This window comes from Mojavia sp. (assembly GCF_059505145.1).
Map to the genome: position 1 here is coordinate 41,499 of NZ_JCACKA010000028.1, position 12,650 is coordinate 54,148.

Sequence of the window (12,650 nt, forward strand, 5' to 3'; positions counted from 1 at the left end):
AAAACGACTAACTCAACCGAAAATAATCTTTATATCCACGATTATAACACAGCATCTGAAAATAAACTCCTACGGAGTTGGATTTAAAAGACATCTATCGTGGGATACCCAGCGAAAGCTGCTATTTACGAAGTTATTCTTGTGTGTACTACATTATCGCACTTTGATTGCATTTTTCAACATTATTTGCTAACAACTATTTTAATTACTTATGAAACGAAATTTGAGTACCTGACATCAAGGAGATATTCATGCAATTAATTTCCCAAACTTTATGCATTAGGCAACTGTGCTAAAATCCTCTCTGCTTCCTTACATAGTACCTCGTGGTATTGACCATTACTAGCTAGCAAACCACCCCACTGATTAATATCATCGGTGTTGTACTGCAATAGAGTGCCATCAAAGTGAGTAAAGTGGCCACCAGCTTCTGTCAAAATTAATTCTGGCGCTGCTATATCCCAGTCTTTAGGGGCAGACTTGCCAGATAAAGAAATATAGATATCTGCCTGTTGCTCAACAATAGCTGCAACTTTGCAACCCACACTACCAATAGCTTTTTGATGACGACAGGGTAAATTTTGCAGAAGGTAATTTAACCTTTGATTGCGGTGAGAACGACTAACTACTAGAGTTAAATCCTCAAGGCGTTTTGTGCCTAGTCCAAACAACAGTTGTAAGGGAGCAGAGCCATTACTTGTTTCTACAAATGTACCTCCGCCTTGTATAGCATAATATAACTTTTCTGCTTCCGGTACTGCTACTACTGCCAGTATTGGGCGTGTCTCTTTAACTAGAGCAATGTGAACTGCGTAGTCCCCAGTTTGATCGATAAAGCCGCGTGTGCCATCTAAAGGATCAATGATCCATACGAACTGAGCATTATCTTTACTCTGTTGCGATTTATAGGTTTCTTCGCTGATATAGGCAAATTCTTTGTCGCCCAAAGCTGCTTGTAGACTATCCAAAATGTATTGGCTGACAGCTATATCTGCAACCGTGACAGGCTCATTTTGTTTATACTGCACTTCAAGGTTAGAGCTTTTGGCAGTCCCGTGATAATAAGACCTTAGTATATCTGCTGCTCCCCATCCCACCTGACGAGCGATCGCTAATATTTCTTGTAAGTCTTTCATTAATTCAGCCTTGTCTAAGTTAAATTTAACTAATCAGCATTGTTTGGGTGAATCCATCCAACGGCGAGTACCAAAAAATTGACAAGCATTAGCGGCGACACAAGCTGCTAATGCCAGCGCGTCGGTAAAACTGTTTTGTAAAATATAATGGCAGAAGGCACCGTGGAAAATATCTCCAGCCCCCAGTGTATCAACTGCTTGAATACGCGGCACATCTACAACGCCATAATTACCGCAACTTAAGTATTCAATTGGCTGTTCTCCGTGGGTAATGGCAATGTGAGCAATCTCAAAAGAACTAAGATAGGCAAACACTTCTGCTGGTGTATGACAGTTGGGGGGATAAAAATTAGCAGAACAAATAGCGTAATCAACAAACGGTAAGAGTTGCTCAAATCCGGTTTTCCAACTGCCACCATCGATCGCAATTGGGATATTCTTAGCTTTAGCGATTTGCGCGATCGCTATGCCAACTGCCATCTGATGCCCATCAATCAGCACTATATCAACATTATGCAAAATCTCTGAGGGAATAGATGAACTACTCGCTTGAATTTTGACAGCATTAATGGAAACTACTGCTCGTTCACCTGTAGATTGGGTAACAATGATCGAAGAGACAGGTACTGCTGCGTTAGTGCTAGGTTCAAGATCTGCGATCGCTACTTTGTAAGTTGCCAAATCTTGGCGAATTAGCTGCGTTATCGGGTGAGAACCTACCACACCCAATACAGTAGCTTGATTCCCTAAATGACTGAAGGTGACAGCAGCATTTGTAGCTGGGCCACCTGCTGCCACAGTATAATCACTTGCTACAATCTTCTGATTATTTTGCGGGGCAGACTCAGCTAAGTAAATCAAATCCAAGGTTACTAAACCTACAAATAAAGCAGACTGGGATTGAGGATTTACCACCATAAGCTATTGTGGATTTATTGGTATACAGGTAACCAGTCAAGACAATTGCCACAATTAAGTTAGACAATTTTAAATTGCTTCATGCAGACTGATCCAAAACCAGGAACACTTTACGTTGTCGGCACACCAATTGGCAATCTGGAAGATATCACCTTTCGGGCAGTACGAATCTTGCAAACTGTGGATTTAATTGCTGCGGAAGACACACGCCACACGGGGAAACTGCTACAACATTTTCAAATTAAAACACCCCAGGTGAGTTACCACGAACACAATCGTAACAGCCGCATTCCCGAATTATTAGAGCATCTAGGTAATGGCAAAGCAATTGCCCTGGTAAGTGATGCTGGAATGCCAGGAATTTCCGATCCGGGATACGAACTCGTGAAAGCCTGTACAGAGGCGGGGATACAAGTAGTTCCAATTCCTGGTGCTAGTGCCGCAATTACAGCTTTGAGTGCATCTGGATTACCAACTAATCAATTTGTCTTTGAAGGCTTTCTCTCAGCAAAAGGACAACAACGACGAGAACATTTAGAATCTCTGCAAACAGAATCCCGCACTATAATTTTCTACGAGTCGCCCCATCGGTTGCGTGACACTTTACAAGACTTAGGAGAAACTCTAGGAAGCGATCGCCAAATTGTACTCGCACGAGAGCTAACAAAATTTTATGAGGAATTTTGGCGGGGGACAATAGCTGCCGCGATCGCCCACTATACCCAGCGTGAACCCCAAGGCGAATATACTTTAGTGGTGGCGGGAACCCCACCCAGTCAACCTCAACTGACAGAAGCAGAACTTAAAGCTGAACTACAACAATTAATCCGTCAGGGAATCTCGCGGTCGCAAGCTAGCCGTCAGTTAGCAAAATTTACTTCACTTCCCCGTCGTCAAATCTATCAACTAGCTCTTTCTCTTGACCTTACTCCTGAGTAAGAATACGTTGCTTTTCTGCCAATGGCGATCGCTTAGTTTCGTTAGGGAACCTTAACACAAATATTCAAGGTTTTTTCTCAGTAAATTCACTGAGAAAAACCCAATAATTAAATAAAGTTAACTTACTATTTTACAGATATTTAATAACTAAAGTCTAATTTTATAGAAATAAGTTTCAGCCACTAAAGAAGTAAAAAATATTAGTAGGTTGTTAATTAAATTAATAGGCTTGATTCTAGTTTTTCTAGGCATTCACTTTTTTGACCAAAACATTATATTTGTAGGTGGTTACTATACAATTTCATAGCGTAGTTTACCTGCCACTGCATCTGTTTTAGCAATTATGGCAGGATTATTTATATTAGTGTTTTTCCGTCGAGAAAATAGTAAACTCAGATAGATTTTATTAACTACTGGTATAGTGCTAGTTTTTCTGAGTGGTGGAGTAATTTTCAGACCAACTAGCTTGTGGAAGTTATTTGTTGTTTTGACAGCATTATTTACTCGATATAAATTATTGCACGAGGGTAGAATCAACTTTCAAAAAAAGTATAAAGAATAGATTTTTATCAATAGTTATCAAAAGCCGAAGTTACATAACTTACTATCATGTAGTATAATCGGAAAAATTTTGGTGTTATTATCGCCCCATCTTCTGAACTCCCACTGAGAGCGCGTTACAGCACTAAAATTAATTTTCACTTAAAAGTAAAATTCACCGCTATGAAGCATATATAATCTGCCTCAACCGTATGAATTGCTTTTTTACTTGTTCTAGACTAGGGGAGTTTTGCTAAGTCTGGGGCTGCTATTACAATGGAAACTGATCGATAATGAGGACACGGCAAGAATGACCCAAGTGGTTTTAGGAGAAAACGAAGGAATAGATTCAGCTCTACGTCGGTTTAAACGCCAGGTTTCCAAAGCTGGTATTTTAGCTGACGTCAAGTATCATCGGCATTTTGAAACACCATTGGAAAAGCGTAAACGTAAGGCAGTGGCAGCTAGACGCAAGCGACGTTTTAAATAAACCTATTTTGGTAGTAGTGCTACTTGAAAACAGGTTCTTAAACGAGTAACAAAACGTTGCCATCCTTCTTACAAAAATTAACCAAAATGCATCGCACCCCTGATTGGGGTGTGAGTTAATTATTTTGCCCATATATAGGGCATTTTAAGTGTCTGAGTATGGTTGGATGGAGTCAGCGACAATCGCTACCCATCAACCAAAATAAAAGTTGTATTCTTTTTTAATTTCCCTGTTTCGCTATGTGGTATTGCTTAGGACTCAGGGCTTAGGACTCAGCACTAGACTTATTTATACTTAAGACTCAGAAGTATCAATAGTACGACTATTACAACGGTTCATCGCTTTTTCTACTCCCTGTTTCAGGCTGAATTCTATGCACTCAACCACAAACTGAAGTACAAGAGACATCATTTGAGTTTCGGTAGCAGAAAAGCGCCCCAGTACATGGGAGACAGCACCCGAATCATCAATATTACCTGCGCCTTTCGGTTTGCCAATGCCGATTCGCAAACGTGGGAAGTTTTGAGTACTTAAATGTGCGATCGCGCTTTTCATACCATTATGTCCTCCAGCGGAACCAGACAAGCGTAGGCGAGTCTTTCCCAAAGGCAAATCCATATCATCATAAATTACTAACACCGACTCTGGCGGTAATTTATACCAACTAGTTACCGCTTGTATTGCTTGCCCTGACCGATTCATATAAGTTAATGGCTTCAGCAAGCGGATTTTACCGCCAACAGGCGCGATGCCTTCGCCGAACTCCCCTTGAAACTTACGATTTTCTGCTAGGGGAATTTGCCAAGAACGAGAGATAGCATCAACAGCAGCAAAGCCGATATTGTGGCGCGTTTGGTCATACTTAGGCTCTGGATTCCCCAACCCGACAATTAGCTGAGGAATTACCAAAGCTGGTTTTGTAACAGCATCTGTCATTTTGCTGATAGTCAATCGATATGCAGCACTTACTTAGCTTGTTTGGGAAGAACCAGCAGTGTCATGGCTTGATTGCGCTGGTTCGATTTGCTTGGGTTCAAGTTCGGCGGTAGTCTTCACAGCTTGTTCGATTTGTTCAGCTTCCCGCTTAAACTCACCTTGAAATTCATTAGAAGCTTCTTGAAAACTGCGAATTGCTTTACCAAGACTACGACCAACCTCTGGCAGTTTTTTAGGGCCAAATACTAATAGCGCCACTACCAAAATTACAGCCATTTCTGGTAGCCCAATACCAAATACATTCACGTGAATTCTCCTATAAATTTACAGGTGAAGCAGACAAATGAGAGTATACAATCTCCCTATCTATAATATGTTTACTTGTTTTCGATTAGTTTTTTCAGTATCAAATCCACAAAAAAACCCGGACGAGCCGGGTGTAGCTTCGCTGATTCTACAGGCTTAACAACCTTGTATAAGTTAACGGCCTATACTGCGCCAATCAACAAATACATCCTGAATCAGGATGGTCTTGTTATAGACTTGTAAAATAATCAGCAGAAATACGAAGAATAACAGCATAAAAACAGCCATCACCGGAGTTGTACCCCAACCCGGAGCGACTTTCCCATACTCCGAGTTCAAGGGTCTCAGTATATCTCCCAACCTAGTCCTTTGTGCCATAGTTCACCTAAGATTACTTGCCAAAGCTTTTTTTAATCTTCTGTAATATTCTATAAGAATAGCACTCATAATCTATCCCTAAGTTATGGAACCCGCAATAGTTCTTAGCATTTCTGTCGCCGCCGCTGTTATAGCCATCACCGGGTGGGGCATCTATATATCTTTTGGGCCTCCTAGCAAGGAATTAGCAGATCCATTTGAGGATCACGAAGACTAAACAGTTTACGCTCAAGGGTACAGACGCGATCGCCCGCGCCTGTACAATAGTCAAAATTCCTAAAAATCAGGATTGAGGCTCTGGTATAATTTTAAAACTGACAATTTTCCAAGGTTGGATAGTGAAGATTTGTTGCTGAGATGAGAATTCCTGAGTAGCAGAACGCTCCAATAAATCTACCTCATCTCCTAGACTCAATTCCACATCACTTTGCAAAGATAGCTTGGCTGTGTCTCCGTGACATTCATAACACCGTAAAATCAGCTGTTGCGGATTATCTTCTGCTTGCTTTAATGCCATCAAGATTAAATTATCAGCCGATAAATTTAGAAAGCTAACCTTGTCATTAGTGCTGAGTATTGGCAAGTGATTGCTAACAGAGTTGACAATCACTTGCAGTGGGATGTTTAATTCGTAGCCACGCTTAACCGTATGGGCTGACTCCCAGCTATTAGCATGGGGGTATAAAGCATAGGTAAATTCGTGAAAGCCTCGGTCAGCTTCTGGATTAGGCCAATTAGGACTGCGTAGTAAAGTCAGGCGTAGTTGATTTGGTTGACTGTCGTAACCGTATTTACAATCATTCAGCAAACTGACACCGTAGCTCAACTCATCTGTTTCGCCAGTTAAATCAGCCCAACGTAAGGCAGGAACTTCCCATTTTGCCTGTTCTGCGGGGGTTTGTCGTTGAGTTGAACGGCGAATAGCAGCACAGGGAATTTCGTATGTAGCAAAGTCTGCGGTGATATTTAAAGGAAAAGCTGCTTTCACCAACACCTGATTTTCTTGCCAATCAACAGTGGTGGCAATTTTGAGTAGAGGTACACCAGCTTGCAGAATATAATCCTGGCAAAATTCCGATTCACCCAACTGACGCACCACCCGTAGACGGCTTTGCACCGCACCTTGTTCTAGCCACTCAATAGATTTGAGAGTAGTTGGTGGTAAAGGATGTTGGGCATAATTGGGGTCGATATTCCAAGCATCCCAATATTGACCGCTATCTTTAAAAGCTTGCAATTGATTACCAGCACCACTTAAAACTTCTCGTTGATGGGTTTTGTCAAAAACATTAGACAAATCTCCGGTGTCAGGATTAACTATAACGCGCAAAAATTCATTTTCTAGAACCCAGCCAGCCGGAAGCGGGGGAGAGGGAGGGAGGGAGGAAGTGGGGACAAGCCAAAATAAGCGGTAACCGACGGATGGAATATCGCTAGCAAGAAATAGTAGAGTTGATGCTTTACTTACTTGCGATACAAGTTGGTTTCCAGAAACATCGTAAATCTGCCACTGATGATTAACTGTTGCTGGTGTGGGTAAGGTAACAGCAACTACCTCAGAACGTTGCCAATTGAGCGAGTTGAAAACGACAACAGGCAAACTCTCAGGCTGTGGTGGTTGTGGTAGGGTGATGTGAGATGCGATCGCTAACAATGATTCTTGTAATATTTTCGTTCCTGCTTGTTCCACCTGCTGCCACTGGGGTAGCGCATCTATATAAACTTGGGTAATTGAAGAACCAGGCAATATATCGTGAAACTGCTGAAATAACAGTTGTTTCCAAGCTGTTTCGATTTCAGCTTGGGGATATTTCACACCGCAACTGACCGTTGCCAAACTTGCAAATAGTTCAGCTTGGTACAATAATCCTTCACAACGACGATTCCAACGTTTTTGATCGCCGTGGGTAGTGTAGCAACCACGATGGAATTCTAAATACAGTTCATCTTCCCAAACGGGGAAATTGGTATTTTCTGTGTCTTCTGTGCGAATTTGCTCTAAATATTTTTCAGCAGTTGTAAATTTTAGTTCTGGGAAGAAAGGAGAGTGTTGCCAGCGTCGGGCAGTTTCTAACATATCACGGGTAGGGCCACCGCCGTGGTCGCCAACACCAGGAAGCCAGAGGGCTTCTGGTAGCTGAGTTTGGGTTTGCCATTCACAAGCGTAAGCTGCCATTTTTACCGGATCAATACCTTCACCAATCGGCGCAGACATGAAACTGAAGACTTCGCTACCATCAGGCGATCGCCACCAAAAAGCGCCATAATCAAATTTAGTGGTATCATTCCATCGCAACTTTTGCGTGACGAAATACTCAACGCCAGCATTCACTAAAAATTGGGGCAAAGTAGCACAGAAACCAAAACTATCTGGAACCCATACTATAGGCGAAAGTTTACCGAATTTTTCTTGTATGTAACGCTGACCATACAATAGCTGACGCACAATAGATTCACCAGCAATGATGTTGAGTTCCGGTTCAACCCACATTCCGCCGATAACTTCCCAACGTCCAGCAGCTACCGCCTCTTGAATTGCTGTAAATAAATCTGGACGATGTTCTTCAATCCAAGCATAAAGTGCTGGTGTTGAATGACAGTAGATTAACTCTGGAAAATCTTGTTGCAGTTTCAGCACCGACTCAAAAGTGCGTTGTGCTGCATTCCAAGTTTCACTCACAGGCCACAGCCATGCTAAATCTAAGTGAGCATGACCCAATAAATAGAATTTAGATTTTGAATCACCGATGGAAGCTGATGCACGCCGATAAATATCGGATTCCTGGAGGCGATGACGCACTGTCAAGAGAATATTTTCCCACTCTTCCTTCTCTATCTTTACGTCTTTGCGGTTCATAATTTCTCTAACCATCCCCGCCAAATCATCCAACTTCTCTGGTGCAAACCTTTCTAAATAAAGCTGCACCACAGCCAACTCATCAGCTACAAAACCGGCATCTGGACGATTATAATCATTAGATTCGTAAACAAGGAGCGATCGCACCAAAGCACCATTATCATGTCCCGGACTCACCAACCGCAAAGCCACAATAAATTCTTCGCCTGGCGTAATTCCTTGGCTGAGAAGTACTCTGGGTGAGCAATCAAACAAATCTCCTTCCAGTACCAACTCGCCATTAACATAAATCTCGGCAGCATCCGCCCACCAAAGCAACGCCAGCCGCAAAGATAACCCCGCTAACGGATAACCCTGTAAATCCTGGGGAACCACGATTTTTTGAGCCAGCCACAAAACTTGTTTACCCCCTGCCCAAGCTATACTTCCTTTATCGTTTAGCTCTACAGGCGTCCACTGAGATAAATCAGATGTGGCAACAACAGTATTCTGGTCAGATTCCTGGTATAGCCAGGTAGACTGAATGTTAATTTGGCAAAAAGAGCGCAATTTCTCAATTGCTTCTGTGATTAATTTAGTATGAGATGAAGATACAGTAGAGGTCATATTTTAGTTAAGATTAGGGCACTTACGATATTTAACAGTTTGTCGTTTTGACTATTCGCTGGGAGTCTCGCAACTCAACAAAGCTTAAACTTATAAATCACTACCATGCCTTCTGGTTCCTCTGGTCGTTATCAAAGCAGAATATTTAACTTTGTCCACCAGCAATCTCGGCGGTTGACTCAACAGTGGGAACATACCATCCGCCATGTACAAGTTGCCACTAAATGGGGTGTTGAGGTACTACTTTATCCTGTACATATACTGTTGCAGTCAGCCCATTCAGCAGAGAGGACACTGTATACAAAACAACAACAAACTAAACTACAGTTAGAACCAGAAACGCCTCTGGCTGCTGATACCCCCATTCAGAACGTACTAGAGACTGTCAAAAATCTACCATTGGAGGAAGCTACTGCTACTCCCCCAAACAGTAGATCAACGCCTACAAATCCGTTAAAGTTCTTAAAGGATTCCTGGTTAAAAATTTTTCATCATCAACCAACCACTCAACCTAGTATTTCTGAATCCTTAACTATTCCAAATAATCTGCCAGGGAGTCTCAGCGCTTCATCAACAGAGAATACCCTTAAGCATAATCATCCAGTAGTGCGGGGAGTTGCTACAAATTTAGTGAATCGCAACTTGGTACTTGTCACTATCGATAATGAAATTCTAGACATTTTGACTTTGCAACAACAAGCCAAATTAGCAGACCGAATTATTAACGAAATTGCTAACTATTGGCGTTGTTGGCGTATGTTTGAAGTCAAGAAAGAAACAGCGCTATTACCGGAAATTCAGCATTTATTAGCAAAGCTAACTGGTAGTCATCCAGAGCAGGTGACTGCTCTACCACAGGGGACAGTAACAGAACAAGAAATTGAATCTAAATATTCACTGCATTCTCAAAGGATATTAGCATTTTTAGATGCAGCAGTGGCAAATTTAGAATCAAATGCTTTAGTACCTGTACAACAACATAGCCGAGAAATTATCCAAGTTGCCCAAACTCAGTTAAATATATTTCTTTATGGGAAAGAGCAGCTAGCAGCCAGAGGAGAAATTGCAGTTGCGGCTGATATGGAGACTCAGACGCTAAAGGTTCAATCTTTGATTGCAGCAGCACTCAATTACTTTTTTGGTGTTAGCAAACAAAAACAACTAAGTTCCAGAGATTCCGATACAAAAGCACAAGGCAAACGATTACCTTATCGCTTTTCCAAGATGCCTAGAAACAGTCGTTTGCAGAATGCAGATTTAGCCGCAGATGCTTGGCTGACGTGGAGTGATTTGTATGGTGGCTATGAGACTTCTGTAAACAAATCAGTTGCGCCCTCTGCAAGTAAAAAAGTGGAAGTATCCAATCAATCAGCAGCGCATTCTTCACCCAGAAATTTGATTAGGAATTATCAAAACTTTTTACAGCAACCAAAACCGAGTTCTGGGTTGGTGCAACAGCAAAAATCACCTCGAAATGTTGTGTCTACTCAAAAAAAATCGGGAAAAGTCAACTCTGTAAAACAAATTACTTCTCGGATTTCCCAACCTCAAAATGCAAGTAAAAAAGGGGAAATTGCTCAACACCAAAGCACTCAAGTTGAGGCCAAGCCAGACTGGATAGAAACTCAAGCCACCCTCATTGGATATGAAAAGCATATTTTAGAGCAACTTCTAGAATTGCTTGATAGTATTATGCTTTGGCTAGAAGAGATAGTTGGAAAGATTATTAAGTTCTGGCAGCGGTTGTGGCAAGGTAAGTAAGCTGATAAACATTCAGCTTTCAAACATCTAATTCCTAAGCAATAAAGAGCTAGGATACTTGCTTGTATTAATTTTTTATATATTAAATTGTTCAGCGTTATTGGTAGTTTTCTTAGCGAAAATTCTTGTTTACTGTAAGTATTTCAATTTTAAAAATCCACTAGAAAAACCGAAGATGGAGACGTTTGTGGTAGATTTACCTCAAATCCCAAAGGTGGGTGAAACAATTGTGGTTGAAAGAATGTCGCCTACGAAACAGTGTGTGATTATTTTTGAGTACATTGTGACAGCAGTACAATTTAATGCATCCAATGAATCTGCGGAGCTACCAGATGCCAGAATTAACGCATGTTTGAACCATTGTTGGGAAGGCACATCTAATTTCAAAATGACAAACTTTTTAGAGAAATAATTCTTTACCAAAACATATGATTGAGGAAACTACGAAACAGCTTTATTCCCCTTGGTTCCTGATAGTCTTTTGGTAACAGAGCGAGCATTGCGTTCTCTAATGCTGATAAAACTGCATCTACTTCCTGTCGCTTCGGTATGGAGGTTGCAGAACAAGATAATGGTTGACCAAAGCGAATAGTTAACTCTTTTCCCAGATAAAGGTCATGAGTGCCAATTAAAGCCACTGGTACTATCGGTACACCAGCTCGTAGGGCGTAAATCACAGTTCCTCGCTTGAGGGGGAGGTGTAACTTGCCTTCAGTGTCTCCTAGTCGCCCTTCTGGAAACAGAACTATGCCATCACCACGAGCTAAAAGTGCTAGAACAATGCGGTCTATCTGTCGTAGTGTTTGTATATCTCCACCAGTGGGTACATTCTCTTCAATAGCTGTAGCCAACTCAACAAGGTCTTGCCGTCCGGCTTTCGCCTCTGCAATCACAGCAATTTCTTCTTTCCAAATCCGTTCTAAAGGAATGACACCTCCGGCAAACCCAAGGATGAGGCGCTTCCACCACTTGTTATAAAGGGTGCGAGCATCACCCAAGATGTAGTAGTAAGGTTGGGCGGGAAGTTCGCCTAGTAGAAGGAATGGGTCGATATGGTGCAGATGGTTGACAGCCAAAATTGCAGGTTCTTGAGGCAGCCTTTCTTGATATTCTACCCGCACCCGGAATAAACCGTGAATGAGCGATCGCAATACAAAGCGCCGCAACCCACCGTTAGCTCTGGGTTCCCGATACTCTGAATTAATTACTGCCAAGTCTTTGAGAGCTTCTTCAATCGTCTGCCGAACAGCAGGATCAATGGCCGCAGCCAAACCCTCTTGCACCCTGTTGATGGTTGCAGCAGTCAAGGGCGGTATGGTGTGTGATTGTGTTCTATTTTCCTGCTGATGGCTAGTTTGCAATTCGGCTGTTTTCTTTGGGGAATCTACTCCATCAGTGCGGTCTTGAGGAACAACATCACTAGAATTATTGTTATTAATACCCTCATTGTTCATAAAAAAATCTTACTTCTTGATCCGAAAGTTTTAACCAATCTATGGTTATAAACTGTAAGACCTAGCTCTTAATATTGCAGGGTGCGATCGCCTCTGCTGGCGATACATTACCATAGATGACAGATAAAATTCTTGGCAAGTATTCATCCATCATCGTCACATTGTTTTTCGTAGCGAATGCGTAAGTCTTAAGACTGATTAATGAGTCTTTGAGGGAGATGAATGAGTCTTTGAGGGAGATGAATGAGTCTTTGAGGTGGATGAATGAGTCTTTGAGGGAGATGAATGAGTCTTTGAGGGAGATGAATGAGTCTTTGAGGGAGATGAAT

Annotated in this window: 12 protein-coding genes and 1 pseudogene; 5 read left to right on the top strand and 8 right to left on the bottom strand. The window is 41.8% G+C overall.

Translation table 11 applies throughout. The annotated features are described in order from the left end of the window. Positions 1-272: 272 nt before the first annotated feature. Positions 273-1,136 carry a 3'(2'),5'-bisphosphate nucleotidase CysQ family protein gene (locus tag AC5JL8_RS04005; RefSeq protein ID WP_495878489.1) on the bottom strand — a complete coding sequence of 288 codons (864 nt, stop codon included), beginning with the start codon at positions 1,134-1,136 and terminating at the stop codon, positions 273-275. A gap of 33 nt (positions 1,137-1,169) precedes the next feature. After that, positions 1,170-2,054: a sugar kinase gene (locus tag AC5JL8_RS04010; RefSeq protein WP_495878490.1), complete on the bottom strand. Its 885-nt coding sequence runs from the start codon at positions 2,052-2,054 to the stop codon at positions 1,170-1,172. A gap of 81 nt (positions 2,055-2,135) precedes the next feature. Between AC5JL8_RS04010 and rsmI the strand changes: the two genes are divergently transcribed. Both rsmI and rpsU read left to right on the top strand, forming a co-directional pair. Next, entirely contained in the window at positions 2,136-2,993 is an 858-nt protein-coding gene (gene rsmI, locus AC5JL8_RS04015) for a 16S rRNA (cytidine(1402)-2'-O)-methyltransferase (protein ID WP_495878491.1), read from the top strand. Positions 2,994-3,843: 850 nt separating this feature from the next. After that, complete coding sequence (rpsU, locus tag AC5JL8_RS04020) at positions 3,844-4,023, top strand: 30S ribosomal protein S21 (RefSeq protein ID WP_008226419.1); 180 nt, start codon at positions 3,844-3,846, stop codon at positions 4,021-4,023. A gap of 294 nt (positions 4,024-4,317) precedes the next feature. Here the strand turns inward: rpsU and pth are convergent, their stop codons facing one another. From pth to psbH, 3 genes are all read right to left on the bottom strand, one after another. Beyond that, a complete protein-coding gene (gene pth / locus AC5JL8_RS04025; protein WP_495878492.1) occupies positions 4,318-4,959 on the bottom strand; it encodes an aminoacyl-tRNA hydrolase in 642 nt (213 codons plus the stop codon). 33 nt (positions 4,960-4,992) lie between these two features. Next, positions 4,993-5,265 (bottom strand): TatA/E family twin arginine-targeting protein translocase, encoded by a 273-nt coding sequence (locus tag AC5JL8_RS04030; protein WP_495878493.1) that lies wholly within the window; start codon positions 5,263-5,265, stop codon positions 4,993-4,995. A 174-nt stretch (positions 5,266-5,439) separates the two neighbouring features. Further along, the gene (gene psbH, locus AC5JL8_RS04035; RefSeq protein WP_086686560.1) at positions 5,440-5,643 is read right to left on the bottom strand and encodes a photosystem II reaction center phosphoprotein PsbH; all 204 of its coding nucleotides are present in this window, start codon (positions 5,641-5,643) and stop codon (positions 5,440-5,442) included. An 85-nt stretch (positions 5,644-5,728) separates the two neighbouring features. Here psbH and psbN point away from each other — a divergent pair, with 85 nt between their 5' ends. After that, positions 5,729-5,860 (top strand): photosystem II reaction center protein PsbN, encoded by a 132-nt coding sequence (gene psbN, locus AC5JL8_RS04040; protein ID WP_495878494.1) that lies wholly within the window; start codon positions 5,729-5,731, stop codon positions 5,858-5,860. A gap of 66 nt (positions 5,861-5,926) precedes the next feature. Here the strand turns inward: psbN and AC5JL8_RS04045 are convergent, their stop codons facing one another. Continuing rightward, entirely contained in the window at positions 5,927-9,106 is a 3,180-nt protein-coding gene (locus AC5JL8_RS04045; protein ID WP_495878495.1) for an alpha-mannosidase, read from the bottom strand. A 105-nt stretch (positions 9,107-9,211) separates the two neighbouring features. Between AC5JL8_RS04045 and AC5JL8_RS04050 the strand changes: the two genes are divergently transcribed. Both AC5JL8_RS04050 and AC5JL8_RS04055 read left to right on the top strand, forming a co-directional pair. Continuing rightward, positions 9,212-10,867: a hypothetical protein gene (locus tag AC5JL8_RS04050; RefSeq protein ID WP_495878496.1), complete on the top strand. Its 1,656-nt coding sequence runs from the start codon at positions 9,212-9,214 to the stop codon at positions 10,865-10,867. Positions 10,868-11,042: 175 nt separating this feature from the next. Then, on the top strand, positions 11,043-11,279 hold the full coding sequence (locus tag AC5JL8_RS04055) for a hypothetical protein (RefSeq protein WP_495878497.1): 237 nt from the start codon (positions 11,043-11,045) through the stop codon (positions 11,277-11,279). A gap of 4 nt (positions 11,280-11,283) precedes the next feature. Here the strand turns inward: AC5JL8_RS04055 and AC5JL8_RS04060 are convergent, their stop codons facing one another. Then, complete coding sequence (locus AC5JL8_RS04060; protein ID WP_495878498.1) at positions 11,284-12,321, bottom strand: lysophospholipid acyltransferase family protein; 1,038 nt, start codon at positions 12,319-12,321, stop codon at positions 11,284-11,286. Positions 12,322-12,382: 61 nt separating this feature from the next. Next, positions 12,383-12,650: pseudogene (locus AC5JL8_RS04065) on the bottom strand (hypothetical protein); the annotation flags it as partial.

Bases quoted from the DNA above. Each gene is read 5' to 3' on its own strand.
- AC5JL8_RS04045 (WP_495878495.1), bottom strand. From the start codon at position 9,106: ATGACCTCTACTGTATCTTCATCTCATACTAAATTAATCACAGAAGCA.
- AC5JL8_RS04055 (WP_495878497.1), top strand. From the start codon at position 11,043: ATGGAGACGTTTGTGGTAGATTTACCTCAAATCCCAAAGGTGGGTGAA.
- AC5JL8_RS04060 (WP_495878498.1), bottom strand. From the start codon at position 12,321: ATGAACAATGAGGGTATTAATAACAATAATTCTAGTGATGTTGTTCCT.
- AC5JL8_RS04010 (WP_495878490.1), bottom strand. From the start codon at position 2,054: ATGGTGGTAAATCCTCAATCCCAGTCTGCTTTATTTGTAGGTTTAGTA.
- AC5JL8_RS04005 (WP_495878489.1), bottom strand. From the start codon at position 1,136: ATGAAAGACTTACAAGAAATATTAGCGATCGCTCGTCAGGTGGGATGG.
- psbH (WP_086686560.1), bottom strand. From the start codon at position 5,643: ATGGCACAAAGGACTAGGTTGGGAGATATACTGAGACCCTTGAACTCG.
- rpsU (WP_008226419.1), top strand. From the start codon at position 3,844: ATGACCCAAGTGGTTTTAGGAGAAAACGAAGGAATAGATTCAGCTCTA.
- AC5JL8_RS04050 (WP_495878496.1), top strand. From the start codon at position 9,212: ATGCCTTCTGGTTCCTCTGGTCGTTATCAAAGCAGAATATTTAACTTT.
- pth (WP_495878492.1), bottom strand. From the start codon at position 4,959: ATGACAGATGCTGTTACAAAACCAGCTTTGGTAATTCCTCAGCTAATT.
- rsmI (WP_495878491.1), top strand. From the start codon at position 2,136: ATGCAGACTGATCCAAAACCAGGAACACTTTACGTTGTCGGCACACCA.
- psbN (WP_495878494.1), top strand. From the start codon at position 5,729: ATGGAACCCGCAATAGTTCTTAGCATTTCTGTCGCCGCCGCTGTTATA.